The organism is Rhodoblastus acidophilus, assembly GCF_025961575.1.
Lineage (GTDB): Bacteria > Pseudomonadota > Alphaproteobacteria > Rhizobiales > Beijerinckiaceae > Rhodoblastus > Rhodoblastus acidophilus_C.
Genome location: NZ_JAOQNX010000016.1, coordinates 33,105 through 59,069, shown reverse-complemented (window position 1 = coordinate 59,069; position 25,965 = coordinate 33,105). Strand labels below are relative to the sequence as shown.

The window sequence follows — 25,965 nt, the reverse complement described above, 5'->3', positions numbered from 1 at the left end:
CCGGTTTCAGCCGCACAGGTCGCCCAGGACCGCCTGAACCAGGGTGAGGGCCGCCACCGCCGCCGTATCCGCCCGCAGCACCCGCGGACCCAGCGAGATCGGGGCGACCGGCGCCATGTCGCGCAGCCGCGCGCGCTCGGTGTCGTCAAAGCCGCCTTCGGGGCCGATCAGCACCGCGAATTTTTCGAAACCTGCGCCCGCCTGGCGCAAGGCCGCAAGCGGGTCGGCGATCTCCGCCGCCTCGTCGCAAAAGATCAGCAGCCGGTCCTTGGGCCAAAGGTCCAGGGCGCGCTCGAGCTTTTCCTCGGCGCAAACCTCCGCTACGGCAATGATGCCGCATTGTTCCGCCGCCTCGATGGCGTTGGCGCGCAGACGCTCGAGATTGATACGGCTCGCCTGGGTGCGGCGCGTCAGCACCGGACGCAGCCGCCGCGCCCCCATTTCCACCGCCTTCTGCGCCATATAGTCGAGCCGGGCGTGTTTGAGCGGCGCGAACAGATAGTCGATGTCGGGCGACAAAACCTGTTCGCGGGTGCGGGTCTCCACGGTCAGCGCCGCCGTCTTCTTCGCCGGATGGGCGGTGGCGCGCCATTCGCCGTCGCGGCCGTTGAAGACGAGAAGGCGCGCGCCCTCGCCCAGACGCAGCACATTGAACAGGTAATTGCTCTGCTCGCGGCTGAGCTCGACGCGCGCGCCTTCGTTCAAGGGGGCGTCGACGAACAGGCGCTGCGAGGTGAAGTCAAGACGGGTCATTTCAGGCTCAGGGAAAATTCGACCGGATTGTCCCCGGTCGCGGTCAGCCGCAGGGGCCCGCGCGGAACCGTCCGGTCCGCGGGATGCCCGGTGACATCAAGCACAAAATTGTCGCCGTCGCGGCGGCTCTCGACAAAGAAGCCGGCGGGCGATTCCACGAGCAGATCGCGCGCCGGCGCGGCCAGGCGGAGAAGCCAGCGCTTGTTGTCTGGCGCGCGGGAGAGCGTGGCGAAGGCGCCGGCTTCCTCGCCCTCCAGTTTGCGCGGAACCTGCGCCAGCGCCGCGGCGACCTCCGGCGAGGCTTCCGCGCGGGGCGGCAGTTTCAGGCTCAACGAGGCGTGCAGGGGATAGCAGAGTTTGTCACAGACGGAATAGTCCAGGGCCACGTCGAGCGCGATCGGTTTGTTCGGGTCCTTGGCGCTGAGGCGCAAGGGAAAAATCACCTCGCGCTTGTAGCCGAAGGCCTGGGCGCCGCCCTCATCGTAGCGCATGGGCTGCGGAAACAGAGCTTCCGCCTCGCCGAGATTTTTTGACGCGGCGAAATCGAACATGGGCGCCACGCCGGCCTCGCCGGGATCGCGCCAATAGGTCAGGGCGTCGCCGCGCAGCCGGATGCGCAGTCCGGCATAGCGGGCGTCGCCGATCACCCCGCCGTCGATCAGTTGCGCCTCCGCCGCCGAACCGGGCCATTCAAGCGCGCCGGCCTGCGGCGCGGGCGCGAGCAGCGCGACCGCACAAATTATGAGAACAAAAAGAATGGCTGGGGGTTTTCTTTGCGCGTCCATCCTTTAGCATATCCTTGGGATGCAGTGGACCCAAACGTTCCGGATCGCAATTCGGCGGCATTCGGAAGGGAGTCCGCGGCTTTGTGCAAAAGTTTGCGTCCTCACCGCGCGCCGCTCGATGGGAAGCATGACGTGACCGGTACGATTGGCAAAAAATTCCTGGATGGGCAATGCCTGGTGGCCATGCCGGCGCTGCAGGACCAATTCTTCGCCCGCGCCGTGGTCTATATTTGCGCGCACTCGGAAGAGGGCGCGATGGGCTTGATCCTGAACCATCCGTCGCCCGGCGTCAGTCTGCCGGAGCTGTTGTTGCAGCTCAAGGTGGTCGACGCCCCCGGCCACGCCAAGCTCAGCCCCCATCTCGAAGTGATGCGGGTGCTCAACGGCGGTCCGGTGGAAACCACCCGCGGCTTCGTCCTCCACTCCGCCGATTATGACGGCGGCGAGTCGACGCTGGCCATCGACCGTGACGTCCATCTGACGGCGACGCTGGACATTTTGCGCGCCATGGCGATGAACGAAGGGCCGCGCCAGGCGGTGCTGGCGCTGGGCTATGCCGGCTGGTCCGCGGGGCAATTGGAGAGCGAGATTCTCGCGAACAGCTGGATGGTCTGCCCGGCCGATCCCGAGCTTCTGTTCGATCAGGATCATGAGACCAAATATGAGCGGGCCCTCCACGCCATAGGGGTGGACTTAGGGTTTTTGTCGGAGCAGGCCGGGCACGCCTGAATCGCTCATCCGGCCGCTGCGGGGCCACCTTCGCGCGTCACGCCACCGGCTCGGCCGCCGCGCCCACCAGCTTGCGCGCGTCCGACGTGGTCAGCGGCTGGCCGAACGCAAAACCTTGTGCATATTCGCAGCCGATCTGCGAGAGTTCGATCACGTCGGATTCGTTCTCGGCGCCCTCCGCGATCACCTCCATGCCGAAATCATGGGCGAGCGACACGATCGAGCGCAGCATGGCGGCGCGGTCGCCGTTCCCCTCCTGGCGCACGAAGGCGCGGTCGATCTTGATGGAATCGAAGGGGAAGCGCTGCAGATAGGCGAGCGAGGAATAGCCGGAGCCGAAATCGTCCAGCGACAGGCCCGCGCCGACGTCCTTCAGCCGTCCCAGAAGCTGCGAGGTGAACTCAGGATTTTCCATCGCCAGGGTTTCGCTCATTTCCAGGCGGAACGAGCCTGGGGCGAGATGCGCGCGGGTCAGCACATTTTTCACGTCGGTGACGAGATCGTTGCGCAGCAGCTGGCGTGACGAAACATTGACGGTGACGAAGATCGGCGGGTCGACCACCAAAGCCTTCTGCCAGGCGGCGAGTTCGCGGGCCGCGCGCTGCAGCACGAACAGGCTGAGGTCGATGCTGAGCCCGGTGTCGTCGGCGAGCGGCAAAAAGTCGCCCTGCTCGATCTTGCCGATGCGCGGGTGCTGCCAGCGCAAAAGGGTTTCGAACCCGGCGACGGTGCGGTCCTGCAGACGCACCACCGGCAGGAACAAAAGCTTGATTTCGTCGCGGTCGAGGGCGCGGCGCAATTCGCTCTCCAGCGCCTGCTGGTTCGACGTCTGCGAGCGCATCGAGGGGCGGAACACTTCGATGCGGCCGCCGCCGTCGCGCTTGGCGTAGCGCATGGCGATTTCGGCGTCCTTGAGCATGTCCTCGCGCTTGGGATGCCATTGCGGATCGTAAAGCGCGATGCCGATGGAGACGCTGAGGCCGATTTCCCTATTGGCGAAGGTGACGGGCGTCGAGAGCGTGCGGCGGATGCGGTCGGCGAGGGCGACGATGGCCTCGGTCTGGTCCTGCGACACCAGAATGATGGCGAACAGGTCGTTGGAGATGCGCGCCAGCGTGTCGCGCGGCTGCAGGATGCGGCCCAGGCGTCGCGCCACCGTCAGCAGAATCGAATCGCCGGCGGACACTCCGACCGAATCATTGATCCGCTTGAACCGGTCGATGTCGATGCAGATCACCGTGGGGCGGTGTGCCTCGTGCGTCTCGGCGAGCGTCAGCGACATGTCGAGACGGTCGAAAAAGATTTCGCGGTTGGGCAGGCCGGTCAGATTGTCGTGCACGGCGTCGTGCAGCAACCGCTCCAGCGCGTTCTTCTGGTCGGTGACATCGGCGAGCGTGCCCACCAGTCGCACCACCTGCCCATCCGGGCCGACCACGGGGCGGGCGCGCAGCCGGAACCAGAAATAATGGCCATCGGCGGCGTGGAGCCGGAAATCCTGGGCGATGCGGCCGCGGCGCTGCTCAATCACCGTGTCGAGGCAGGCGCGGTAGCGATCGCGCTCCTGGGGATGCAGGATGTTGATCCAGGAGGAGGCCGGTCCCTCCAGGGCGCCGCGCGAAAGCCCCAGATGCTCCTCGATCTCGGGGCTGACATAGATCTGGTCGGAAATCACGTCCCAGTCGAAGATGATCTCATTGGCGCCGGTCAGGGCGAGCGCTTTGCGCTCGACATCGGTGATCGCGCCATGGGCGACGCCCCCGGTGGCGAAGGCGCTCTGCATGATGGTGAACCCAATCAGCATCACCAGAAGCACCAGACCGCCAAGCAAAGCGGGGGAGGCGAGATCGTTGTTGATCGAGCCGTTGACGGTGAAGCCGGCCGCCGCCACCCAGACCATCAGCAGCAGCCAGGTGGGGATCAGCATCACCGCGCGCTCGATGCCATGGGTGGCGAGATAGACGATGAGGATGAAGCCGACGCCGGCGATGGTCGCCAGCGAAATGCGCGCGACGCCCGAGGCGACCGGCGCGTCATAGACGGCGAGCCCGGCCAGCGCCAGCAGGAAGACGATCCAGACCACGGCGAGCTGCGAGGCGCGGACGTGCCATCGGCTGAGATTGAGATAGGCGAACAGGAAGACCACCAGCGTCGCCGCGAGCACGGTTTCGGCGCCGGCGCGCCAGATGCGGTCGGCATTGGCTTCGGTGCCGAAGATTTTGGACCAGAAACCGAAGTCGATGCTGACATAGGCCAGCACCGCCCAGGCCAGCGCCGCCGCCGCCGGAAAAATCACCGCGCCCTTGACGACGAAGACGATGGTGAGGAACAAAGCGAGTAGCCCGGCGATGCCGATGACGATGCCCTTGTAGAGCGTGAGGCTGGTGGTCTTGTCCTTGTAGGCCTCGGGCTCCCACAGATAGAGCTGCGGCAGTTTCGGCGTCTTCAGCTCGGCGACATAAGTGACGGTGGCGCCGGGGTCGAGCGTCAGCTTGAACACGTCGGCGTCGGCGATGTCCTGCTTTTCCGGCGCTTCGCCCTGGGAGGCGGTGATTTCCGTGATGCGCTCGGAGCCGAGGTCGGGCCAGATCACGCCGGAATTCACCATGCGGAAATGCGGCGCGACGACCAGACGCTCCATCTGCTCGTCAGTGTCGTTGGTCAGCGCGAACACGATCCAGGAGGGATGCGCGCCCTGTTCGCGCGCATGGACCTCGATGCGGCGCACGATGCCGTCCGAGCCCGGCGCGGTCGAGACCTGGATGCGGTCGCCCTGGTTGGAATAGGTTTCGACCCAGCGGGTCAGGTCGATCGCCGAGGCGTCTGGCGGCACGCGGACGGATTCCACCGCTCCAGCCGGAAGCCCGATGGCCAGCCATGTGAAAATCGACAGGAGAAGCGGGAGAACAAGACGAAACGGGCGCACGTGACCTTGAGCAGAGAGTTTACCGCGGAGAGGTTTAGCCGTTGGGCGACAAGGCGGAACGCCTGCGCCTTGTTCGTGTCGAATGTGTGTCTGCCTAGCCATAGAAGCGGCGAGGCCCCGCGTCCAGAGGCGCGGCGCATCTGCATGAGGTTTCAATGCATTTTTAGTGGATTTCAGGAGTCGGCGGCGCCGAGAAACTCGCTTTCGAGCAGCCCGAACAGCAGATGGTCCTGCCAGGCGCCGTCGATCAGCAGATAGGCGCGGGCGAACCCTTCATGCTGGAAGCCGAGTCGCTCCAGCAGGCGGCGGGAGCGCTCGTTGTGCGGGGCGCAGGCGGCCTCCACCCTGTGCAGCCGCAGATCGACGAAGGCGTGGCGCAGGGCCGCCCGGACCCCCTTGGACATATAGCCCTGGCCGGCGAAGGGCTCGCCCATCCAATAGCCGAGCGTGCCGCACTGAGCGACGCCGCGCCGCACATTGCCGAGCGTCAGGCCGCCCAGCAGCGCATTGTCGTGTTCGCGAAACAGCAGGAAGGCGTAGGCCTGGTCGTCCTGGCGGTCGCGGTCCTGACGCAGCAGGCGGCGCCGATAGCCGGCGCGGCTGAGATCGTCTGCGGGCCAGCGGGGCTCCCAGGGTTTCAGGAACGCCCGGCTGTCCGCCCGCAGCGCGCGCCATTGTTCGAAATCTCGCTGCAGCGCGGGGCGCAAATAAACGCCCTCGCCGGCGATGATCTGCTCGGCGGGTCTTTTGCGGGTGAGCGAGAAGAAACTCATGGCGGGCGGCGACAAAGGTTTTTCGCTGGGGCGCGAACCGTAGGAGTTTACACCCCCGCGAGCCGCGCGGCTATGTCGGCCGCGGATACGGCTTTCTTGACGGCGCCCAAAATGGCGACCGTCGGCGGCGTGCGCAACAGGGCGGCGCCGGCTTTGCGCACATCTTCGAGGGTCAGCGCGTCGATTTTCGCGATGACCTCGCCCTGTCCGAGGACGCGGTCGAAAATCATCGTCTGCCGCGCGATCTGTTCCGCGCGGGATGACGAACTTTCCAGCGCGGTCAAAAGCGCCACCTTGGTCTGCGCCTTGGCGCGGGCCATGTCGGTTTCGTCGAGATTTTGCGAGGCCTGGGCCAGCACGTCGACGCCGACCGCAATCAGTTCGCGCACGTCGCTCGCCTGGGCGCCCGCCTCGAAGCCGAACAGGCCGGCGTCGAGGAAGGACCAGTGGAAGGCGGAGACGCCATAGGCGAGGCCGCGCTTTTCCCGCACCTCCTGGAACAGCGGCGAGGCCATGCCGCCGCCGACCGCATTGGCGAAAATATGCGCCGCATAATTGCCAGGGTCGGAATAGGACAGGCCGGCGAAACCGATGACGATTTGCGTCTGTTCCAAGCGTTTGGAAACCAGCGTTTCGCCGCCGAGATAGCGCGCCGGCGCGAGCGCGGCGGGGTCGTGACCCGGCAGGTCCTTGAACAGGGTTTCGGCCTGCGCGCAGATCGCGGCGTGATCGACCGCCCCTGCGGCGGCGATCACGCAATTCTGCGCGGTATAGTGCCGGTCGAGATAAGTCTTGATCGCGCCGCGCGAAAACCCTTTGACGCCCTGCGACGTTCCCAGGATCGGGCGGCCGACCGGCTGGTCCGGAAAGGCGGCGGCGTTGAACAGGTCGAACACCAGATCTTCCGGCGAGTCCTGCAAGGCCGCGATTTCCTGCAGGATCACCTGCTTTTCCCGCTCCAGCTCCTGCGGGTCGAACAGGCTCTGCGTGAGGATGTCGGCCAGCACCTCCATCGCCAGACCGCAGTCCTCGCGCAACACCTTTGCGTAATAGGCGGTGTTTTCGACCGAGGTGGCGGCGTTCAGGTCGCCGCCGACATTTTCGATGGCCTCGGCGATGGCGCGGGCGTCGCGGCGCGCCGAGCCCTTGAACGCCATATGCTCGAGCAGATGCGACAGGCCATGCTCCGCCGCGCTCTCGTGACGGGAGCCGGCGGCGAAATAGACGCCGAGCGACGCGGTCTCGAGGCCCGGCATGGCGTCGGTGACGACGCGCAGGCCGCTGGAAAGTCTGGTCGACTCAACCGCCATGTTTGAGCGTCACGGCGCGGGCGCGGGATTTGATAAACGCGGCGATGGCGGCGGCGTCGTTCGGCAGGACGTCGAATTTTTCCTTGCGATCGAACAGGTCGGCGAGATGCGCCGGCAGCGGCGCCGAAACGTCGATGGCCGCCTTGACCGCGTCGGGGAATTTGGCGGGGTGGGCGGTGCCGAGCGCCACCATCGGGGTTTTGGGGTCTCTCGAAAGATGTTTGCGGGCGACATTGACCGCGACCGCCGTGTGGGGGTCGAGGATATATTCGCATTCCCGGTAGGTGCGGGCGATTTCCGCCGCCGTGTCGGCTTCGTTCGCGGAGCCCGCGGCGAATTTTTCGCGGATGGCCGCCAGCGCCGGGGCGGGAATGTCAAACGCGCCGGATTGCTCCAGACTCGCCATCAAGCCGCGAATCACCGCGGCGTCGCGGCCGACGGCGTCGAACAGCAGCCGCTCGAAATTGGAGGACACCTGGATGTCCATGGACGGCGACGAGGTGGCGTGGACGCCGCGCACCTCGTAGCGTCCGGTTTCCAGCGCGCGGGCCAAAATGTCGTTGGAATTGGTGGCGACCACGAGCTTTTCGATCGGCAGCCCCATTTGCTGGGCCATGTAGCCGGCGAGGATGTCGCCGAAATTGCCCGTCGGCACCGTGAACGAAATTTTTCGAGACGGCCCGCCCAGCACGGTGGCGGCGGTGAAATAATAGACCATCTGCGCGACGACGCGGGCGAAATTGATGGAGTTGACGCCGGAAAGGCCCAGCTCCTCACGCAGCGGCGCGTTGCGGAAAAACGCCTTCAGGATCGCCTGGGCGTCATCAAACGTGCCTTCCAAAGCGATGGCGTGGATGTTCGAATCCGCCACCGTGGTCATCTGCTTGCGCTGCACGTCGGAGACGCGGCCATGCGGATAGAGGATGAACACGTCGACCTGGTCGAGGCCCCGGAACGCCTCGATGGCGGCCGCGCCGGTGTCGCCGGACGTGGCGCCGACGATGGTGGCGCGACGCCCCTGCGCCTTCAAGGCCTTGTCCATCAGGCGGCCGAGCAGCTGCATGGCGACGTCCTTGAACGCCAGCGTCGGGCCGTGGAACAGCTCCAGCACGAACAGATTGTCGTCGATCTGCGCCAGCGGCGTCACCGCCTTGTGGCGAAACGTTTTGTAGGCGCCTTCCAGCATGGCGCGGAATTCCGCCGGGGACAGCACGCCGTCGAGGAAGGGCGAAATCACCGCGTGCGCCACATCCACATAAGATGCGCCGGCGAAACCGCGCAGCGCGTCGGTCGACAGGCTGGGCATTTTTTCGGGGACATAGAGGCCGCCATCGGGGGCGAGGCCGGCGAGCAGGGCTTCGGTAAAGGTTTTGTGGGGCGCCTGTCCGCGCGTGGAGAGATAGGTCAAGGGTCGGTTCCGCTGGGTTTTGGGCCTTTTAGCCCCTTGCAGGGCCGCTGTCATGCCCGCCCGGACGCCGCCCAACGGAAATTCTGGGCCGCTCACCGCGAAAGTTTCCTAAAACCCGCCCGTTCAGCGCGTCGCGGCGGCGAACCCCGGCGGCGCGTGCAGCCAGGAATAGCCCTTGACCGCCTTGTCGTGGCCGTAGCTGAACAGCGCCCGCATGTAAGCGGTGTCGAACTCTTCCTTGTGCTCCGCATGGAAGTCGGCGCCGATATAGGCGAGATTGAAGCTGGCGTTGCTGCGGCGCGTCTCCATGTAAATGCGATAGAAATCGCTGATGCCGCTGAAATTGATCAGGGTGGAGACCGCCTTGCCGCCGACCGACAGGGTCTGTCGCTCCACATCGCTCCACTCGGTGCTCAGTTTCGAATTGCGGATGACATAGGCGGCGATCTGGCGGGGGCGGTGGCCGGCCTGGGCCTGCGCGATGCGCGGGTCGAGCGAGGGCGGCACCAGGAAGGCCTGGCTCGAGGCGCCGCCGTCGACATGCATTTCCTGCCAGGCCTCGCCGCCCGCCTCGACGTTGAACATCACCGGCGGGAAGGCTGCGGGGATCGAAGCGGAAGCCAGCATGATGCGGCGGATCAGGTTCAGGGCTTCCGGCCGGCCGGAGGCGGCGATGGCGCCGATGTTCCAGACCACGGGATAGCCCGCGTCGAGATCGGTGGTCTGGATCAGCAGGATACGGCCCTTGCCATATTCCTCGGCGATCCGCGCCATCATGCTCTCGTTCACATATTTGGAGATGGTCGCAAACAGCGGCGCAGTGTCGGACAAGGCGTCCTCGGTGAGCGCCGCGGTGACGATGAACCGCCGGGTGAAAATCTGCTCCGGCCCGGTGTTGGTGTAGACGTCGGTGAGCTGCGCGTCATAGTCGGAGCCGAGGAAGGCGAAGGGCGCGATCAGGGCGCCGGTGCTCACGCCGGTGACGAGCTTGAATTGCGGACGGTCGCCATGCGCCGTCCAGCCGACCATCACGCCCGCGCCAAAGGCGCCGCCGTCGCCGCCGCCGGACAGCGACAGCAGATAGGCTTTGGGCAGCTCGCCGCCGGGGGCGACGCCGAGCGCTCGGCTCTCGCGGATCAGCGCGCGTCGCTGTTCTTCGATCATCGGCCCCGGCTGGTCCGGGAAGAAGCGGGCGTTGTCGATGCCGTAGACGCTCGTGTGGCGACGGAGATCGGGCGGAACCGCCGCCTTGCGCTCGAGCGAGGCGCAGCCCGCCAGCGCCAGGGCGAACAGCACGAGCAAAGGCTTAGAAGGCCACGATCTCTTCATCCTGAACAGCCTTTGCGCTCCTCGCCGCCGATCTGCGGCCGAACTTCTTGCCGCCGCAGCCTTGCGTCAGGGCGCCGCGACCAGAGTGACGGTGGTGATGCCGGCGGCGACATTGACGCCGATCTGTCCTTCGAGCGAAATCGGTTGAAGCGAGAAGGCCCGGCCGGTTCCGCCAACCAGGACATTCGCGCCGAGGCCGATTCCGGCGGTCGCTTCGGCGCCGACGCCGCCATAGGTTCCTGCGAGCGCGCCGTGCGGCAAGCCTTTGTTCGGCGCCAGCACGGCCCAGATCAGATGTCCCGCGGCGACGCCGCCGAGCGCCACGCCATATTCGTCGATGCGTCCGGTATAGACCTCGCCGGGGCCGCCGTTCGCGGGCTTGAACACGCAGCGCAGCGTCTGTTTTTGCGTGAGGATGATGCCGACGCCGGCCGAGACGTCGCAGGACAGGGCGCCGACGACCGTGGTCGGCTGCTGCGCCGCCGCCGGAAGCGCGCCGCAGATGCAGGCGAGCGCCACGGACGAAACAAAAAGCTTCTTCGCCATCATCTTGGTCTCCAAGCGGATTTATAGCTCATCGAAGTTAAAAAATAGAAGCGACGGGAGGCTTGCAGGCCCATTCCGCCCATTCACCGTGAGTACACCAAAAGAGTAAGGTCCGGCAAGGGCGAGGGCGTTGCTGAAACAATGTTCGCAACCGCTGTCGCAGCTTAGTAAAGTCGGCCGTCGATGCGCCGAGATGGGGGCGAACTGCGCTCTGCGGCCCTGACTCCGTCCCATCCGGCCCGAGGGTCCGGCGAAAGCTGAAAACTTGACAGGTTTTGTCCGTTTGATAGGCCTGTCCGGCCTGAAGGCGGCTCCCTTCGCTGCGCCGCCCTAAAACTCAGGAGTTTTGTTTTCATGGCGCGCGAATCGATACTCCGGGCGGCTCTCATCGCCTTCGCCCTTGCTCTGGGCTTTGTCGGCCCCGCCGCCGCGCAAGGCGTCGCCAAGGGAAAATTCGGCGATTGGGAATTGCGCTGCGAAACACCGCCCGGCGCCGCCAAGGAACAATGCGCGCTGATGCAGAGCGTCGCCGCCGACGACAAGCCCAATGTCAATCTGGTGGTCATCGTGCTCAAGACGGCGGACGGCAAGAGCCGGCTGCTGCGCGTGATCGCGCCGCTCGGCGTGCTGCTGCCGTCCGGACTGGGCCTGAAAGTCGACCAGACCGACATCGGCCGCGCCGGTTTCGTCCGCTGCCTCCCCTCCGGTTGCGTCGCCGAAGTGGTGATGGACGACAAGCTCCTGGACCAGTTGCGCGGCGGAACCACCGGCACCTTCATCATCTTCCAGACGCCGGAAGAGGGCATTGGCATTCCGCTCACCCTCACGGGGTTCAAGGACGGTTTTGAAAAGCTGCCTTGACTTTCGCCTGTATCGCAGGCCTTGTGGCTGACGTCAGAAACACCTCCGCGGAAGAGTCCGGTGAAAACCGGCGCCGAAGGCGCAACCGCCCCGGAAACGCTCAGGCCCAAAGGACCGCGGGAGGGATGACGCTCTGGAAAGAGGCGGCTTCGGCCGCCCACCGAAGAGGGTAACCCGGCAATAGCTGGGGAAATCTTTCAGGTTGCGAGACAGAGGGGGCGACACGCGGATTTTTTTCGCGCGCTGCTCTAGGATGTCCGCATGACCGATTTGTCCATACCGACCCCCCTCCACGCCCTGCACCTTGGTCTCGGCGGCCGCATGGTTCCTTTCGCCGGCTACGAGCTGCCGGTGAACTATCCCGCCGGCATCATCGCCGAACACAATTGGACCCGCGAGAACGCCGGCCTGTTCGACGTTTCGCACATGGGCCAGGCTTTTCTCATCGGCCCCGGCGCCGCCGCGGCGCTCGAAACGCTTTTGCCCGGCGACATCCAGGGCCTTGGCGCCCGTCGCATCCGCTACAGCCAGTTCACCAATTCCGACGGCGGCATTCTCGACGATCTCATGGTGACCAAGCTGAGCGACGCGGGCGACCGGTTGTTCCTGATCGTCAACGCCGCCTGCAAGGCGCAGGATTTCGCCCATATCCAGAAAAGCCTGCCCGACCTCGATCTCGACATCGCCACGCACCGCGCCTTGCTCGCGCTTCAAGGCCCCAAGGCCGCCGCTGCGCTCGATCGCCACATCCATGGCGTCGCCGCGCTCAAATTCATGGAGCAGCGGGATTTTGTCTGGCGCGGCGAAATCCTGTTCATCAGCCGCTCCGGCTATACCGGCGAGGACGGTTTTGAGATTTCGGTTCCTGCCGATTACGCCCACGACCTCGCCGAAACGCTTTTGGCGGAAGAGGAGGTCAAGGCGGTCGGCCTGGGCGCCCGCGATTCGCTGCGGCTCGAAGCCGGGCTGTGCCTCTATGGCCACGACATCGACACCACCACCAGCCCGATCGAAGCGGGGCTGAACTGGTCGATCTCGAAACGCCGCCGCGCCGAAGGCGGCTTTCCCGGCGCCGACCGCATCCGCTGGGAACTGAGCGATGGGCTGAAGCGTCTTCGCGTTGGCCTGATCCTGGACGGAAAAGCCCCCGCGCGCGAAGGCGCCGAAATCGCCGACGACACCGGCGAGGTGGTGGGACGCGTAACCTCAGGCGGCTTTTCGCCTTCGCTTGGAAAACCCATCGCCATGGGCTATGTGCCGCCGCGCTTCGCCGCCCCGGGAACGCCGCTGTCGCTGATCGTGCGCGGCAAGCCGCTGAGCGCCAAGGTCGTGGCTTTCCCCTTCGTTCCCAACCGCTATCACCGCTGAGGCTTTGATGACCAAGATTCTCTTCACCAAAGACCATGAGTATATTGTCGTCGACGGCGACATTGGCGCGGTCGGCATCACCGATTACGCCCAAGGCCAGCTCGGCGACGTCGTCTTCGTCGAACTCCCCGCTGTGGGCAAGCAGACCAAGACCGGCGAACAGGCGGGCGTGGTCGAGAGCGTCAAGGCCGCCAGCGACGTGTTTGCGCCGATCTCCGGCGAGGTGGTCGAGGTCAACACCGCGCTGGAGGACAATCCGGCGCTGGTCAACGAGGACGCCCAGGGCAAGGGGTGGTTTTACAAGGTGAAAATCGCCGATCCCGCTGAACTGGACAAGCTGCTGGACGAGGCCGCCTACAAGGCGCTGCTGGATTCCCAGGCGTGACCGACGAGGCCCCTGCCTGCCCGCATTGCGGAAAGCCCGAATTCTTGTGCGTTTGCGCGCAGGTCGAGCCGCTGAAGACCCGGACCGGCCTGCTGATCCTGCAACATCCCCAGGAGCAGGACCGGTTGCTTGGCACCGCCGGGCTCACGCGCCGGGCGCTGGAGAATTCGGTGCTGAAAGTGGGGCTGTCCTGGCCGAGCCTCGCCAAGGCTCTGGGCCGGGACGCCGACCCCAGCCAATGGGCGATCCTGCATCTGGGCTCGTCGCGCGCCGCCGATCTGCCGCGCGATCGCGAACTTGTGGCGCTGGACAAGAAGGGGGGCGCGCTGCCGGATCAGGACAAGGCGCTCGCCGGCCTGAGGGGCGTCGTCGTGTTCGACGGCTCCTGGAGCCAGGCCAAAACCCTGTGGTGGCGCAATCCCTGGGTGCTCAAGGCCAAGCGCCTCGCGCTGAACCCGCGGAAGAAATCGCTTTACGGCAATTTGCGGCGGGAGCCGCGTCGCGAAGCGCTTTCCACTCTTGAAGCCGCCGCGCTGGCGGTGAGCCGGCTCGAGGGCAAGCCGGAGATCGAGACGGCCTTGCTGCAAAAGTTCGCGCTGATGCTCGATGCGTTTCGCGCGGCGCAGGCGCAGGGGCTGGTTTCACCCGATGGCAAAGTGTCAGCGCCGCCGGCCGCCTGATTTCCTTTTCGCGGCGGGGGCGCCAAAGGCGCCTCCAAAAAGCCGGTCCAGCCCATAGGCGCCGGCGAGACCCGCGCCATAGGCCAGGAAATTCCAGGGCGAAAACACTTTTCCGAGCATCCAGACGCCCGCCGTGGTCAGCCGGAACACGTCGAGCGCTGGCGTGTGCACGAGTTTTATGAATTCGATCAGCGAACAGACGAGCACGGCGATATACAAAACCTGTTCGCGCGGGCGGGCGCGAAACAGCAGCGCGAAGAAGAAGAAATACATCGCCGCCCACAGCGCGGATCCGCCATATTTCACCCAAAAGGCTGGAATGCCGTATCTGGCGCCATAGGCGCGCAGAACAAAACCGCCGGCGATGATAAGGGCGAGCGCGAGCGTGCGTTTGATCGGAAGCGAGAGCGTCATGCTCCGTTCCTGAGCCAGGACGCTGAGTCGCGCAAGCCACGATCTTTTCGCGTCCCGACACGAGTTCTCCGCGCGCGCTCCACAGAAAATCCAAGCTCTCCAGACATTTGGGTTTCTGACCGGAGAGTTTTATGCGCGCCCTCGTCCTTGCGACTGTTTCGTTTCTGCTGGCGCTGCCGGCTTTGGGCGCGTCGACGGCGCCGCACGTGCAGAAATATTCGGCGACCACGCAGACGCTGGCCTGGATGTTTCATTACGCGCAGCATCCGGAGCCGTCGCAAACCCCATACGCCTATTTGACCCTGAGCAAGCAGGGGTCGTTGCGCGATCCCGAACAGGCCGGCGTGTATCTCGGGTTTCTGGCGGGGGTGCTCAATCGCGCCGGCCCGCGCGCGGACCGGTTGCTGGTGCAGCTCACGGCCCTGCCGCACGAGGACCAGTGGATCATCGTGCGGGCGCTCGCCTATTCCGGCCTCGCCGACTGGAAGGACCTCGCGAAGCGCCTGGAGAAGCATATTCCTGGACGCTCTGGCATGATCCAGGCCTATCTCGACGGCTCCCTGCCGGTGCTCAACGATATCGCGCTCGACGAGAACAAGCCGGGGAACTGGCAGAAATTCAAGGACGCCGTGACCTTCAGCACGCCGGAAAAGGCGCCGCACAAGCCGAGCTTCGAAACCAATTCCGATCTGCTCGACACGCTCTGGGGGTTTTATTTCGCCACCGGCGATGTCATCCCGATCGCGCGCCTGGTGGCGCTGCTGCCCTGGTCGAAGGACCGGGAGAGCGTGCAAAAACTCACCATCGGCAATATGGCCGCCTATACGCTGGCGGAAAACGCCTCGCGCTCGGCGGCGCTGCTGGCCATGCTCAAGGCCATGGAGAAGAAGCAGCCGGCGGCGGTCGCGCCGGTGTTGAAAGAGGTGGTGCGGGCGGCGGAGACGGTGGACACCGGCTATTTGCGCAAGCAGGCGGTGGCTTCGATTGAAGAGCTGAAGACGCGGGGGCCGAATTCCTCGCGCAATATGGCGATGTGGGGGCAGATCGGCGAAGGCGCGCTGTCGCTGGGCTGCCTCGGCGCGGCGCTCACCGGCGCGGGCGCCGTGGTCGGCGTGCCCTGTGTGGTCGGCGGCGCCTTGACCTCGGCGGGGTTGAAGGCGGTGGCCCAGCCGTGAGTGGTTTTCCCGCGCGGGGTTTCGTGGTAGAAGCGCGAAAATCTTCCTCGAAATGAAGGATTCCGCATGACGCGGACCGCCGAGGCCATGCCGCAGGGCTTGGCCGCCCTCGACGTTACAACAAAACCTTCGCTGGCCGGGCTGACCCGCGCCGGCCTTGCCGAGGCCTTGCGCGCCATCGGCACGCCGGATCGCGAAATCCGCATGCGCGTGTCGCAGCTCTGGCACTGGATGTATTTCCATGGCGTGCGCGACTTCGACGCCATGCTCAATGTGTCCAAGGTGATGCGCGCCAAGCTCGCCGAGCATTTTTCGCTGACGCGGCCGGAAGTTGTGGAAGAGCAAGTGTCTTCCGACGGCACGCGCAAATGGCTGATCCGCATGCCGCCGGTCGACAAGCTCGAAGCTTCTCGTTCCTTGGGCGCGGAAGTGGAATGCGTCTACATTCCCGAAAGCGACCGCGGCACTTTGTGCGTCTCCAGTCAGGTCGGCTGCACGCTCAACTGCACCTTTTGCCATACCGGCACGCAAAAACTGGTGCGCAATCTCACCACCCAGGAAATCGTCTCGCAACTGATCGTGGCGCGCGAACGTTTGGGCGATTTCCCCGGCCTCACCCCGCCTGACAATGGCCTGATCCCCTCCGGAGAGGGCGTGCGCGCCGTGTCGAACATCGTGTTCATGGGCATGGGCGAGCCGCTGTACAATTTTGAAAACGTCCGCGACGCCGTCGAAATCTTGTCGGACGGCGACGGGCTGTCGCTGTCGAAGCGGCGCATCACCGTCTCGACCTCAGGCGTTGTGCCGGAAATCGGCCGGCTCGGCGAAGAGGCCGGCGCGGCGCTGGCGATTTCGCTCCATGCGGTGCGCGACGAGTTGCGCGACAAGCTCGTGCCGCTGAACAAGAAATATCCGATCAAGGAGCTGTTGCAGGCTTGCCGCGACTATCCCGGCGCCTCCAACGCGCGGCGCATCACGTTTGAGTACGTGATGCTCAAGGGGATCAACGACACGCCGGCGGAAGCGCGCGAACTGGTGCGGCTGCTCAAGGGCATTCCGGCGAAGATCAACCTGATCCCGTTCAATCCCTGGCCCGGCGCGCCCTATGAGTGCTCGGATTGGGAGACGATCGAAAAGTTTTCCGACATTGTTTTCAATGCAGGTTACGCCAGCCCGGTCCGCACGCCCCGGGGTCGCGACATTTTGGCGGCCTGCGGGCAGCTGAAAAGCGAAACCGAAAAACTGCGGGCCCGGGCGAGGCTGGCGGCGGAAACGGATTAGGCGGGAGCGCGCCAGCCGCGGTTCGTCGCTCGCAACCGGCGCCTCCTCATCCGTCTCGCGCCCTGATGGGCGCGAGCCACCTTTTCCCGCAAGGGGAGAAGGAGCGCCTTCATCGGCTACGCGCCGACCACCTCCAGTTCGAACGGAATGTTGCCGCGCGTCGCGTGGCTGTAGGGGCAAACCTTTTCATGCGCTTCGTCGACGATCTGGCGCAACTGGTCGGTCGGCACGCTCTGCGATTCCACTTTCATCTTGACCGCAATGCCAAAACCGCCGCCGTCGCGCGGGCCGACATCGACCTGGCACGTCACCTTGGCGTCGGGAATTTTGACCTTGTGTTGCGAGGCGACGAAATCCACCGCGCCGCCGAAACAGGCGGCATAGCCGGCGGCAAACAAATGTTCGGGCGTGGTCGTGCCTTCTTTGCCCGGCCCACCCATGCCCTTTCGCACGCTGAGATCGACCGAGACCGACTTGTCCTCGGTTTCGGAATGGCCGTTGCGGCCGCCGGTGTTGACCGCGGTCGCGGATTCCAGCGTTTTTATGTTTGAAGCGGTCATGGGTTCCTCCGGCTTGGACTGCGCAGACAACGCTAAACCGCGCCTCCGGTTTCCTCAATGTCCTGGCCTTTGCAACCGCGCCGACGTTCTATAAAAGTTCCGCGCGCGGGGGATCGAATGGCCTGGTCGGGGCAGCAGGAAAAAGCGTTGAAGGCGGTGGCGGACTGGGTCGAAGACCCGAAGGCCCCGCAGGTCTATCGTCTGTTCGGCTATGCCGGCACGGGAAAAACCACGCTCGCGCGCCATCTCGCCGAACATGTCGACGGCGAAGTGCTGTTCGGCGCCTTCACCGGCAAGGCGGCGCTGGTGCTGCGCTCCAAAGGATGCGGTGAGGCGCGCACCATCCATTCCATGATCTATCGTCCCAAGGACCTCGACACGGAGGAGCCAAGTTTTGTGCTCAACGAGGATTCGCCCGCGGCCCGGGCGAATCTGATCGTCATCGACGAATGCTCCATGGTGGACGAGGAATTGGGCCGCGACCTGCTGTCATTCCGCAAGAAAGTGCTGGTGCTCGGCGATCCCGCGCAATTGCCGCCGGTCAAGGGCGGCGGGTTTTTCACCGAACAAACCCCTGACATGATGCTGACAGAGGTTCACCGGCAGGCGGCGGACAACCCCATCGTGCGCCTATCCATGCAGGTGCGCGCCGGCGAGCGCCTCGATTTCGGCGACCACGGCGCCCTCAAAGTGGTGTCGCGAAAAAACATCGACGCCGATCTGGTGAAAAAGGCCGATCAGGTGTTGGTGGGCCTCAACAAGACCCGGCGCGCCTATAACAAGCGGCTGCGCGAATTGTTTGGCCACACTGGCGCCTTTCCCGAAGTCGGCGAAAAGCTGGTTTGCCTGCGCAACGACAAGACCAAGGGCCTGCTCAACGGCGCCGTGTTCCGCGTGAAGCAATCCAAGGGCCTCAGCCGCAAGCGGCTGCGCATGTTGCTGACGCCCGAGGAGACTCCGGGCGCCAAGGCGATCCGGGTCGGCGTGCTGCCGGAATTTTTCGAGGGGACCGAGGAAAGTCTGCCTTACGCCCAGCGCCGCGAATCCGACGAGTTCGACTATGGCTATGCGCTCACCGTGCACAAGGCGCAGGGCTCGCAATGGGATGATGTCGTGCTCTTCGACGAAAGCTACGCTTTTCGGGAGAATCGCGAGCGCTGGCTTTACACCGGCGTCACGCGCGCCGCCAAAAGTCTGACCGTGGTGATCTGAAGATAAAAACCGCCGGCCAGGGGCCGGCGGTTCGCTGTTCGAAATGACCCTTGCTTTGAAACGCCAACCAACATGCTCTTACTCTAGGCGTGTTCTGCGACAGTTGGATGGCGATGCTGTTGCGGTTTCGATCACGCCGCCTTCATGCGGCGCAATTTTTCCAGCACCGCCTCGTTGATCGCGCCGGGCGACAGGGCGACGCCGGCCTGATTGTCGTGAACCCATCTGACGGTGATGTTGACCTCGTGTCCGTCGGCGAAGCGCAGCACGGCCGAGTCGCCCGCCTGCAGTCCCTCGCTGGGCGAGAGCTTGGCGCCGGAGCGGCTGACGTCGAACACGGTGGTTGGGAATTCGCCGCGCGCCGTGACGATCCGGGCGCCCACGCCGAGTTCGTGGCGTTCGGTCTCGCGCCGATCCAGCGGGCCCCGCCGCAGGCTGACGAGGAACTCCTTGACCGTCGTGTTGAGGCGCCCGCTTTCCTGCCCGATCGCGCCCGCGGCGCCGGTGACGTTTTGCGCCTGCCCCAATCCCTCGGTCGCCGTGGCCTGAATACCGGACAGGGCCTCCAGAACCTGCCGGGTGCGCAACAGGGTGGTTTGCAGATGGTCGGCGATTTCACCGGCGCCGACGACCTGGCTCTCGATCTGGGGGAGCGCCGCGCCGGTCACCTCGTCGATGTCGGCGATGCGGGCTCCGATCTCGCCGGTCGAGGCGACGGCGGCTTGCGTCGCTTGCTCGACTTCGGCGATCAGGCCGGCGATTTCGTCGGTGGCCTTGGTGGTCTGCTCCGCCAAGGATTTCACTTCGCCCGCGACCACCGCAAAACCGCGCCCGGCCTCGCCGGCGCGCGAGGCCTCGATCGTCGCGTTGAGCGCGAGCAGGTTGGTCTGGACCGCGATCTTGTTGATGATGCCGACAATGGCGCCGATGCGCGCGACTGCGCCGTTCAGGCTTTCCACGGCTTGTCCGGTGTTTTGCGCCGCCGCCACCGCGTCATGGGCGATGTCCACGGTGCGCCGCATCGAGGCGCCCACCTCCTGTGCGGAGGAGGCCAGCCGGTCCGCCGCGGTTTTCACCGCCTCGACGCTGTCGGAGGCTTCGCCCGCCGCCGCGCCCAGATCCTTCGCCCGCGCGCCGGTCGCGCCGCTGCCTTGCGCGAAGGCATGGGCGAGCGCGCCAATGCCGCCGGAGGAGATGGAGAGCTGGTCGACGATCCGGTTGATCTGCGCGGAAAACTCTTCGGTGGAGGAGTCGAAGGTGGAGACCCGCGCCTCCACCGCGTCGGCGGCTTCGTTGATCGTCGTCGCCGAAATCAGCATCGCGCCTTTCAGGCCGTCCGGCAGAATGCGGCGGTAATAGCAATTGCGGCGCATGGCTTCGAGCGAAGCCGTTGCTTCCCGGACATAGGCGTCGACCAGATCGGCCATATCGTTCATTTCATGAAGAAAATCGCCAATTTCGCCGCGCTCGCGGATCAGGAGCAGACGCGTCTCGAAATCGCCTTTCGCGACGGCCGCGCACAGCCGCCGCGCGTCGGCGAGCGCGCGCGACAGGCGCGACAGGGCCCAGAAGCCCGCGAGCGCCGCGACGCAGCCGAGCCCGGCGAGCGCGCTGGCGAGCGCAGGCGCCCCCCAAAGGCCCGCGACCGCGCCGGCGCAACCGGCGGCGGCGCCGAGGACCAAAGCCGCGCGCGTTTTAGAGAGAGAAGACCAGTTCATCATAGCTGCGCGCCTTGCTCTGCACGGTCTCGGTGAATTGCCGGTAGGAGGCTGCGAGCGCCTGCTTGGCGTTGGGCGTCTCGCTCTCGGTCTTCAGCAATGCGGCGTAGAGGGGAATGATGGTTTCGCTGAGCACGCGGCGGTCGGCCGCGCGTCGGTTGGAATGGAAGCCGAGAAAATTGCCCGCGGGGTCGCAGGAGGGGGTGACATGGGCGAACACCCAGTAAAAATCCCCACTTTTCGTCATGTTCTTGACATAGGCGAAGACTTCATGGCCCTCGAGCACGCGGTCCCAGAGGAACTTGAACACCGCCCTGGGCATGTCGGGGTGACGGATGATCGAGTGCGGCGCGCCGATCAGCTCCTGCTCGGTGAAGCCTGCGATCTTGCAAAAAGCGCGGTTTACATAGGTAATTCGACCCTTGAGGTCGGTCTTGGAGACAATGAAATGGTCGCGGTCGAAAAAGATTTCGCGATCGGTCGGTATTGTCGCAGTCTTCATGGGGCGGCCCAGCCTTGCTTGCACAAGCGTTAGGCTGCACAGCTTGCGTCTGGCTGGCGGCGACGATTGTCAAATCATTGTTTCTCAGATCGTGTTAAGGTCGGGGTGAGAAATCGGGAATAGGTTTTCGCAATGATCGATCAAAATCGCGCCTCCCCGGCGAAACGCTCGAACACCACCTGGGCCCAGCTCAAGGTCGGCGACACCGCCTCCATCGAGCGCGTCTGCGCCCAGCGCGACCTTCTGCTGTTCGCCCATATGTCCGGCAATCGCAATCCGCTGATGCTGCCCTCCGAGGAGGACAAGGCGGCGGGAAGCGAGCCGATCGCCCCCTCCATGTGGGTGGGATCGCTGATTTCGACCGTGCTCGGCAATTTCCTGCCCGGACCCGGCACGCTCTATCGGTCGCAGACCTTCGAATTCGCCAAGCGCGTCCATATCGGCGACCGGCTGCGCGTGACCGTCACCTGCCGCGAGAAGCGGGAGGCGCCGGAGGCGCTGTTCGAAACCATCATCACCGACGCCCGGGGCGAACTCGTCTGCAAGGGCATGGCCCTGGTCGACGCGCCGCTCGCGCGCGTCGAGATCGAGCCGCGCGACTTGCCGACGCTGATTCTCGAAGAGAATGAGCAGTTTCCCCATCTCGTCGCGCTCGCCGCCCAATTGCCGCGGCTGAAAACCGTGGTGGTCTGCCCGGAAAACCACGCCTCGCTCAATGGTCCGCTGCTCGCCTTCGAAAAAGGCCTGATCGAGCCGATTTTCATCGGCGATCGCGAAAAGATCGCCGCCGCCGCGAAGGCTTTGGGCGCGGATTTGTCGCCCTTCAAAGTGGTCGAGGAAGGCAACCATCGGCTCGCCGCCGACAAGGCTGTCGCCATGGTGCGTTCGGGCGAAGCCGGCGCGGTGATGAAGGGCGATCTGCATTCCGACGACCTGCTCGCCGCCGTGGTGAAGAAGGAGGGCGGCTTGCGCACCGGGCGGCGCATCAGCCATGTCTTCGTCATTGACACGCCGACCATGGACAATCTGCTGTTCGTCTCGGACGCGGCCATCAATATCGCCCCCGACCTGATGACCAAGGTGGACATCGTCCAGAACGCCATCGATCTCGCCCTGGCTTGCGGCGAAGAGGCGCGCGTCGGCGTGCTTTCGGCGGTCGAGGTCATCAATCCCGCCATCGTCTCGACCATGGACGCGGCCATCCTCGCCAAAATGGCGGATCGCGGCCAGATCAAGGGCGGCGTGGTCGACGGACCGCTCGCCATGGACAACGCCATCGACATGAACGCCGCGCGCACCAAGGGGATCGCCTCGCTGGTCGCCGGCCACGCCAATGTGCTGATCGCGCCCAATCTGGAATCCGGCAATATGCTGGCCAAGGAGCTGACGTTCGTCGGCCACGCCGAGGCCGCGGGCCTGGTGGTCGGCGCGGCGGCCCCGGTGATGCTGACCAGCCGGGCCGACAACGATAAGGCGCGCCTCGTCTCCTGCGCTTTGGCGCAGCTCTACAAATATTGGCGCGACAACGGCAAGCCGTTCACCGGCGCGGATGGCGAAAAGCTCGCGGCGGAGTGACAATGACCGACCTCATCGTCACCATCAACGCGGGCTCATCGTCGATCAAGTTCTCGGTCTACCGGATCGCGCAGGGCCAGTTGACCCAGCTCGCGCTCGGCCAGATCGACGGCATCGGCGGCAAGGCGCATTTCGCCGTCAAGAAAACCGGCGGCGAAAAGACCGGCTACGATTTCGATCAGAGCCAGGGCGCCGTCGACCATCGCGTGGCGCTCGCCGCCGTGCTCGACTGGCTGGAATCGGAAGGGGACGGCGCCAATGTGGTCGGCGTCGGCCATCGCGTCGTGCATGGCGGTCCGATCTATTCCGAGCCCGTGCGGCTCGACGATGCCGTGCTGGCCAAGCTGAAATCATTCGAGCCTTTGGCGCCGCTGCACCAGCCCTTCAATCTCGCCGGCGTCGAAGCGGCGCGCGCGGCCTTTCCCGGCGCCCCGCAGGTCGCCTGTTTCGACACCGCCTTCCACCGGCGGCACACGTTCATCGCCGACACCTATGCGCTGCCGCGCGCCTATTATGACGAGGGCGTGCGCCGCTATGGGTTCCACGGCCTGTCCTACGAATTCATCCACCGCATCCTGCGCCACGAGGAACCCGTGCTCGCGCGCGGAAAAGTGATTGTGGCGCATCTCGGCAATGGCGCCTCGCTTTGCGCCATCAACGCCGGCAAATCCGTGGGCTCGACCATGGGTTTTACCGCGCTAGACGGTCTGCCGATGGGCACGCGCTGCGGGCAACTCGATCCCGGTGTCGTGCTCTATCTCATGGAAGAGAAGAACATGAGCGCCGCGCAGATCACCGATCTGCTCTACAAGAATTCCGGGCTGAAGGGCATGTCCGGCATTTCCAACGACGTGCGCGAACTCGAAGCCTCGGACGCGCCCTCGGCGCGGGAGGCGCTCGATTATTTCGTCTCGCGCGTGCGCCGCAACATCGGCGGGCTCAGCGCCGAACTCGGCGGGCTCGACTGTTTGGTGCTGACCGGCGGTATTGGCGAGAACGCCGTCAATGTCCGGCGAAAAATCCTCGAAAACATGGAATGGTTCGGCATCCAGATCGATTTCGACGCCAACGCCCGCAACGAGCGGATCATTTCCGAAAAGGGCTCGCCGACCGTCGTCCTAATCCTCAAGACCGACGAAGAGCGGATGATCGCCGCGCATACCGCGGAATTGCTCGATCTCAAGAAACCGCTGGTGCCCCCGCTCGAGTGAAGTGGTGGCGCTCCGCGCTTCATTTGTCACAAAGCCGGCGTAAGCTCTGCGTTAGAGAGCCGGCGGATCAATCTGGCGCATGGTCGCGCGCCCTTCCGCCCTTCATGTCAGGAGGCGCACATGCCCTCAAGCTACGATCCCGAACAGTTTTTGCCGCGTTTTTCCCAGGACGGCGCCGTCGCCGCCCGGCAGGCGAAGAATCTCTCTGAACTCTTCTCCATCCATTCGCAGAAGATCGCCCGCACGCATGGCGCGCGCGCGCAAAAAGCTTTTTCGGAGGCGGGCCCGATCCTGCAGGCTTTCGCCGATCTGGCGCGCGAAGCGAAACTCGACAAGGCGGCCGATGATTATGTTCGCGACGCCGCCCAGCGTTATTGGCTGACGCTCGACGTGCTGCGCCAGCGCGGCGACAATGACATCGCCCATGAGGCCGCCGGCACGCCGCCGGTGCTGATCTATGCTCATGAAGTGGCGATGGACGGCAAGACCCTGCCGCGGCCCTGCAATTACGTGCTGCTGAAGATCATCCCGCCGCAAGGCGTCGAGATCCATGACTGGAAGCGGCCCTATATGATCATCGATCCCCGCGCCGGTCATGGCGCGGGCATCGGCGGTTTCAAGCCGGACAGCCAGGTCGGCGTCGCCTTGCACGACGGCCATCCCGTCTATTTCTGCGTGTTCCGCCCGCAGCCCGAACCCGGCCAGACGCTCGCCGATGTGATGCGCGCCGAAGCCGAATTCTTGCGCGAAATCCGCCGGCGCCATCCCGACGCGCCCAAACCCATTGTCGTCGGCAATTGCCAGGGCGGTTGGGCCACGCTGATCCTCGCCGCCGCCAATCCCGACATTTCCGGTCCGCTGGTGATCAATGGCGCGCCGGTCGCGGCCTGGTCCGGCCGCATGGGCGAAAACCCGATGCGCTACAATGGCGGGCTGTTCGGCGGCGCCCTTCCGGCTTTGCTGTTCTCCGACCTCGGCGCCGGCGTGTTCGACGGGGCGCATCTCGTCAACAATTTCGAGATGCTCAACCCCGGCCGCAATTATTTCGGCAAATATTACGACCTGTTCGCCGCGCCCGAGAAGACCCGCGCCAGTTTCCTCGAATTCGAGCGCTGGTGGGGCGGCTTCCATTACATGAACGAAGCCGAGATCGCCTGGATCGTGCGCACCATTTTCGTCGGCAACAAGCTGTCGCGCGGCGAGGCCCATATCGAACGCGGGCGCCGGATCGATCTGAAGGCGATCCGCTCGCCGATCATCGTCTTCGCCAGCAAGGGCGACAACATCACCCCGCCGCAGCAGGCGCTGAACTGGATCCCGGACACGTTCACCGACGAGCACGAGATCCGCCTGCGCGGCCATCGGATCATCTATATGATCCACGAAAAGGTCGGCCATCTCGGCATTTTCGTCTCCTCCTCGATCGCGAAGAAGGAGCACACCGAGGTCACCTCGACGCTGAAGACCATCGAGGCTTTGGCGCCCGGCCTCTACGAGATGACCATCGACGAACAGATCGGCGAAGGCGTGGACGCGCATTTCCGCGTGTCCTTCACCGAACGCAAGATGAGCGAACTCGCCGGAATCGACGACGCGCGCGAGGACGAGGCGCAATTCGGCGCGGTGTCGCGCCTGTCCGATCTCGCCTGCGAGTTCTACGATATTTTCGCGCGGCCTTTCGTCCAGGCCGGCGTGTCGCGCCAGGCTGCGGAGTTTCTCCGCAAGGCCCATCCGGCGCGCGCCAGTCGCCGGATGTTTTCGCACGAGAACCCGCTCATGGGTTTTGCGCGCGCGGAGGCGCAGAAGGCCGAGCAGGCGCGCGCGCCCGCCGATCCCGCCAATCCCTTCCTCGCGCTCGAAAAACTTTGGGCGGCCGGAACCATCCAGACGCTCGATTTCTGGCGCGACCTGCGCGACGCCGCCTATGAGATGACCTTCTTCTCCCTCTATGGCGCGCCCGCCATGTTGCGCTTCGGCGCCAGCCACGCCTGGGCGCGCACCACCGTGGACGCCAAGGAGCTCGCGAATCTGCCGGAGGTGAAGGCCGTCCTGCTCGGCGCCGACCGCGGCGGCTTCGCCGTCGCCGTGATCCGCATGCTCATCCTGATCGCCCAGGCGCGCCATCAGGTGCGCCGCGACCGGCTGGAGCGCTCCGCGAAAGTGTTGAGCCAGGACGAACCCTTCTCCTCGCTCGGCGCGGAGACGCGCGGGGAGCTGATTCGCGAGCAGACCATCATCGTGGAATTCGCGCCCGACCGGGCGGTGGAGACGCTGCCGCTGCTGTTGACGACCGCCGCCGAGCGCAAGCGCGCCATTGGCGTGGTGGACTTTATCGCCGGCCCGATCGACGAAATGGAGCCGCATACGGTGGAGATGCTGGGCCGGATTCGCGCGGTGCTCAGGCTGCCCGCGATGAGCGCGCCGCCTCTCCTCGATCCCCTCGACGCGCAGACCGCCGCGCAATAGG

The 25,965-nt window shown here is 65.1% G+C and carries 24 protein-coding genes and 1 riboswitch; of the genes, 12 read left to right on the top strand and 12 right to left on the bottom strand.

The window, feature by feature from the left end; all coding sequences use genetic code 11:
- Positions 1 to 6: 6 nt before the first annotated feature.
- Together M2320_RS12680 and M2320_RS12675 are read right to left on the bottom strand one after the other, a co-directional pair.
- On the bottom strand, positions 7 to 753 hold the full coding sequence (locus tag M2320_RS12680; protein WP_264597591.1) for a 16S rRNA (uracil(1498)-N(3))-methyltransferase: 747 nt from the start codon (positions 751 to 753) through the stop codon (positions 7 to 9).
- Entirely contained in the window at positions 750 to 1,538 is a 789-nt protein-coding gene (locus M2320_RS12675; RefSeq protein ID WP_264597590.1) for a protein-disulfide reductase DsbD domain-containing protein, read from the bottom strand. The genes M2320_RS12680 and M2320_RS12675 overlap by 4 nt, the downstream gene beginning before the upstream one ends.
- A 93-nt stretch (positions 1,539 to 1,631) precedes the next feature.
- On the opposite strand from M2320_RS12675, the gene M2320_RS12670 reads away from it, so the two are divergent.
- Positions 1,632 to 2,267 (top strand): YqgE/AlgH family protein, encoded by a 636-nt coding sequence (locus M2320_RS12670; RefSeq protein WP_425540683.1) that lies wholly within the window; start codon positions 1,632 to 1,634, stop codon positions 2,265 to 2,267.
- A 37-nt stretch (positions 2,268 to 2,304) separates the two neighbouring features.
- Here the strand turns inward: M2320_RS12670 and M2320_RS12665 are convergent, their stop codons facing one another.
- From M2320_RS12665 to M2320_RS12645, 5 genes are all read right to left on the bottom strand, one after another.
- A complete protein-coding gene (locus M2320_RS12665) occupies positions 2,305 to 5,190 on the bottom strand; it encodes an EAL domain-containing protein (protein WP_425540682.1) in 2,886 nt (961 codons plus the stop codon).
- Between the two features lie 173 nt (positions 5,191 to 5,363).
- A complete protein-coding gene (locus tag M2320_RS12660; RefSeq protein WP_425540681.1) occupies positions 5,364 to 5,978 on the bottom strand; it encodes a GNAT family N-acetyltransferase in 615 nt (204 codons plus the stop codon).
- A gap of 32 nt (positions 5,979 to 6,010) precedes the next feature.
- On the bottom strand, positions 6,011 to 7,273 hold the full coding sequence (locus M2320_RS12655; RefSeq protein ID WP_264597588.1) for a M16 family metallopeptidase: 1,263 nt from the start codon (positions 7,271 to 7,273) through the stop codon (positions 6,011 to 6,013).
- Positions 7,263 to 8,681: a threonine synthase gene (thrC, locus tag M2320_RS12650; protein ID WP_264597587.1), complete on the bottom strand. Its 1,419-nt coding sequence runs from the start codon at positions 8,679 to 8,681 to the stop codon at positions 7,263 to 7,265. Before thrC ends, M2320_RS12655 begins: the two co-directional genes overlap by 11 nt.
- A 123-nt stretch (positions 8,682 to 8,804) precedes the next feature.
- A complete protein-coding gene (locus tag M2320_RS12645) occupies positions 8,805 to 10,010 on the bottom strand; it encodes a patatin-like phospholipase family protein (RefSeq protein WP_184426982.1) in 1,206 nt (401 codons plus the stop codon).
- Between M2320_RS12645 and M2320_RS23385 the strand changes: the two genes are divergently transcribed.
- On the top strand, positions 9,898 to 10,158 hold the full coding sequence (locus M2320_RS23385; RefSeq protein ID WP_425540680.1) for a ribose-phosphate pyrophosphokinase-like domain-containing protein: 261 nt from the start codon (positions 9,898 to 9,900) through the stop codon (positions 10,156 to 10,158). The two genes, M2320_RS12645 and M2320_RS23385, sit on opposite strands and share 113 nt — an antisense overlap.
- Here the strand turns inward: M2320_RS23385 and M2320_RS12640 are convergent.
- Positions 10,077 to 10,556 (bottom strand): DUF992 domain-containing protein, encoded by a 480-nt coding sequence (locus tag M2320_RS12640; protein ID WP_184426983.1) that lies wholly within the window; start codon positions 10,554 to 10,556, stop codon positions 10,077 to 10,079. The two genes, M2320_RS23385 and M2320_RS12640, sit on opposite strands and share 82 nt — an antisense overlap.
- A gap of 354 nt (positions 10,557 to 10,910) precedes the next feature.
- Between M2320_RS12640 and M2320_RS12635 the strand changes: the two genes are divergently transcribed.
- The 4 genes from M2320_RS12635 to M2320_RS12620 all read left to right on the top strand — a co-directional run bounded on the left by M2320_RS12635 (position 10,911) and on the right by M2320_RS12620 (position 13,850).
- Positions 10,911 to 11,417, top strand: coding sequence for an invasion associated locus B family protein (locus M2320_RS12635; protein ID WP_264597586.1), 507 nt, complete (start codon positions 10,911 to 10,913; stop codon positions 11,415 to 11,417).
- Positions 11,418 to 11,455: 38 nt separating this feature from the next.
- Positions 11,456 to 11,544: riboswitch (glycine riboswitch) on the top strand.
- Between the two features lie 134 nt (positions 11,545 to 11,678).
- Positions 11,679 to 12,785 carry a glycine cleavage system aminomethyltransferase GcvT gene (gene gcvT / locus M2320_RS12630; protein ID WP_264597585.1) on the top strand — a complete coding sequence of 369 codons (1,107 nt, stop codon included), beginning with the start codon at positions 11,679 to 11,681 and terminating at the stop codon, positions 12,783 to 12,785.
- A gap of 7 nt (positions 12,786 to 12,792) precedes the next feature.
- Entirely contained in the window at positions 12,793 to 13,170 is a 378-nt protein-coding gene (gene gcvH / locus M2320_RS12625) for a glycine cleavage system protein GcvH (protein ID WP_264597584.1), read from the top strand.
- The gene (locus tag M2320_RS12620) at positions 13,167 to 13,850 is read left to right on the top strand and encodes a tRNA-uridine aminocarboxypropyltransferase (protein WP_264597583.1); all 684 of its coding nucleotides are present in this window, start codon (positions 13,167 to 13,169) and stop codon (positions 13,848 to 13,850) included. Before gcvH ends, M2320_RS12620 begins: the two co-directional genes overlap by 4 nt.
- Here the strand turns inward: M2320_RS12620 and M2320_RS12615 are convergent.
- Entirely contained in the window at positions 13,830 to 14,264 is a 435-nt protein-coding gene (locus M2320_RS12615) for a DUF2809 domain-containing protein (protein ID WP_264597582.1), read from the bottom strand. The genes M2320_RS12620 and M2320_RS12615 overlap by 21 nt on opposite strands.
- A gap of 131 nt (positions 14,265 to 14,395) precedes the next feature.
- Here M2320_RS12615 and M2320_RS12610 point away from each other — a divergent pair, with 131 nt between their 5' ends.
- A complete protein-coding gene (locus tag M2320_RS12610) occupies positions 14,396 to 15,439 on the top strand; it encodes a hypothetical protein (protein WP_264597581.1) in 1,044 nt (347 codons plus the stop codon).
- 66 nt (positions 15,440 to 15,505) lie between these two features.
- Positions 15,506 to 16,720 carry a 23S rRNA (adenine(2503)-C(2))-methyltransferase RlmN gene (gene rlmN / locus M2320_RS12605; protein WP_264597580.1) on the top strand — a complete coding sequence of 405 codons (1,215 nt, stop codon included), beginning with the start codon at positions 15,506 to 15,508 and terminating at the stop codon, positions 16,718 to 16,720.
- 116 nt (positions 16,721 to 16,836) lie between these two features.
- Here the strand turns inward: rlmN and M2320_RS12600 are convergent, their stop codons facing one another.
- Positions 16,837 to 17,280 carry an organic hydroperoxide resistance protein gene (locus M2320_RS12600; protein ID WP_264597579.1) on the bottom strand — a complete coding sequence of 148 codons (444 nt, stop codon included), beginning with the start codon at positions 17,278 to 17,280 and terminating at the stop codon, positions 16,837 to 16,839.
- Positions 17,281 to 17,397: 117 nt separating this feature from the next.
- Between M2320_RS12600 and M2320_RS12595 the strand changes: the two genes are divergently transcribed.
- Positions 17,398 to 18,492 carry an ATP-dependent DNA helicase gene (locus tag M2320_RS12595; RefSeq protein ID WP_264597578.1) on the top strand — a complete coding sequence of 365 codons (1,095 nt, stop codon included), beginning with the start codon at positions 17,398 to 17,400 and terminating at the stop codon, positions 18,490 to 18,492.
- Between the two features lie 131 nt (positions 18,493 to 18,623).
- On the opposite strand, the gene M2320_RS23255 is transcribed toward M2320_RS12595, so the two are convergent.
- Together M2320_RS23255 and M2320_RS12585 are read right to left on the bottom strand one after the other, a co-directional pair.
- Positions 18,624 to 20,210, bottom strand: coding sequence for a methyl-accepting chemotaxis protein (locus M2320_RS23255; protein ID WP_319801435.1), 1,587 nt, complete (start codon positions 20,208 to 20,210; stop codon positions 18,624 to 18,626).
- A complete protein-coding gene (locus M2320_RS12585) occupies positions 20,188 to 20,712 on the bottom strand; it encodes a PAS domain-containing protein (protein ID WP_264597577.1) in 525 nt (174 codons plus the stop codon). The genes M2320_RS23255 and M2320_RS12585 overlap by 23 nt, the downstream gene beginning before the upstream one ends.
- Positions 20,713 to 20,844: 132 nt before the next feature.
- Here M2320_RS12585 and M2320_RS12580 point away from each other — a divergent pair, with 132 nt between their 5' ends.
- The 3 genes from M2320_RS12580 to M2320_RS12570 all read left to right on the top strand — a co-directional run bounded on the left by M2320_RS12580 (position 20,845) and on the right by M2320_RS12570 (position 25,964).
- Positions 20,845 to 22,287, top strand: a complete 1,443-nt coding sequence (locus M2320_RS12580; RefSeq protein WP_264597576.1) for a bifunctional enoyl-CoA hydratase/phosphate acetyltransferase — start codon at positions 20,845 to 20,847, stop codon at positions 22,285 to 22,287.
- A gap of 2 nt (positions 22,288 to 22,289) precedes the next feature.
- Positions 22,290 to 23,498 carry an acetate/propionate family kinase gene (locus M2320_RS12575; protein ID WP_264597575.1) on the top strand — a complete coding sequence of 403 codons (1,209 nt, stop codon included), beginning with the start codon at positions 22,290 to 22,292 and terminating at the stop codon, positions 23,496 to 23,498.
- Between the two features lie 120 nt (positions 23,499 to 23,618).
- Positions 23,619 to 25,964 carry a DUF3141 domain-containing protein gene (locus M2320_RS12570; protein WP_264597574.1) on the top strand — a complete coding sequence of 782 codons (2,346 nt, stop codon included), beginning with the start codon at positions 23,619 to 23,621 and terminating at the stop codon, positions 25,962 to 25,964.
- The last annotated feature ends 1 nt before the right edge of the window (position 25,965 follow it).

What these genes read in the sequence shown, in the direction of transcription:
- M2320_RS12680 (WP_264597591.1), bottom strand. Translation starts at nt 753, where the DNA reads ATGACCCGTCTTGACTTCACCTCGCAGCGCCTGTTCGTCGACGCCCCC.
- M2320_RS12675 (WP_264597590.1), bottom strand. Translation starts at nt 1,538, where the DNA reads ATGGACGCGCAAAGAAAACCCCCAGCCATTCTTTTTGTTCTCATAATT.
- M2320_RS12655 (WP_264597588.1), bottom strand. Translation starts at nt 7,273, where the DNA reads ATGGCGGTTGAGTCGACCAGACTTTCCAGCGGCCTGCGCGTCGTCACC.
- M2320_RS12645 (WP_184426982.1), bottom strand. Translation starts at nt 10,010, where the DNA reads ATGAAGAGATCGTGGCCTTCTAAGCCTTTGCTCGTGCTGTTCGCCCTG.
- M2320_RS12640 (WP_184426983.1), bottom strand. Translation starts at nt 10,556, where the DNA reads ATGGCGAAGAAGCTTTTTGTTTCGTCCGTGGCGCTCGCCTGCATCTGC.
- M2320_RS12635 (WP_264597586.1), top strand. Translation starts at nt 10,911, where the DNA reads ATGGCGCGCGAATCGATACTCCGGGCGGCTCTCATCGCCTTCGCCCTT.
- gcvT (WP_264597585.1), top strand. Translation starts at nt 11,679, where the DNA reads ATGACCGATTTGTCCATACCGACCCCCCTCCACGCCCTGCACCTTGGT.
- gcvH (WP_264597584.1), top strand. Translation starts at nt 12,793, where the DNA reads ATGACCAAGATTCTCTTCACCAAAGACCATGAGTATATTGTCGTCGAC.
- M2320_RS12615 (WP_264597582.1), bottom strand. Translation starts at nt 14,264, where the DNA reads ATGACGCTCTCGCTTCCGATCAAACGCACGCTCGCGCTCGCCCTTATC.
- M2320_RS12610 (WP_264597581.1), top strand. Translation starts at nt 14,396, where the DNA reads ATGCGCGCCCTCGTCCTTGCGACTGTTTCGTTTCTGCTGGCGCTGCCG.
- rlmN (WP_264597580.1), top strand. Translation starts at nt 15,506, where the DNA reads ATGACGCGGACCGCCGAGGCCATGCCGCAGGGCTTGGCCGCCCTCGAC.
- M2320_RS12600 (WP_264597579.1), bottom strand. Translation starts at nt 17,280, where the DNA reads ATGACCGCTTCAAACATAAAAACGCTGGAATCCGCGACCGCGGTCAAC.
- M2320_RS12595 (WP_264597578.1), top strand. Translation starts at nt 17,398, where the DNA reads ATGGCCTGGTCGGGGCAGCAGGAAAAAGCGTTGAAGGCGGTGGCGGAC.
- M2320_RS23255 (WP_319801435.1), bottom strand. Translation starts at nt 20,210, where the DNA reads ATGAACTGGTCTTCTCTCTCTAAAACGCGCGCGGCTTTGGTCCTCGGC.
- M2320_RS12585 (WP_264597577.1), bottom strand. Translation starts at nt 20,712, where the DNA reads ATGAAGACTGCGACAATACCGACCGATCGCGAAATCTTTTTCGACCGC.
- M2320_RS12580 (WP_264597576.1), top strand. Translation starts at nt 20,845, where the DNA reads ATGATCGATCAAAATCGCGCCTCCCCGGCGAAACGCTCGAACACCACC.
- M2320_RS12575 (WP_264597575.1), top strand. Translation starts at nt 22,290, where the DNA reads ATGACCGACCTCATCGTCACCATCAACGCGGGCTCATCGTCGATCAAG.
- M2320_RS12570 (WP_264597574.1), top strand. Translation starts at nt 23,619, where the DNA reads ATGCCCTCAAGCTACGATCCCGAACAGTTTTTGCCGCGTTTTTCCCAG.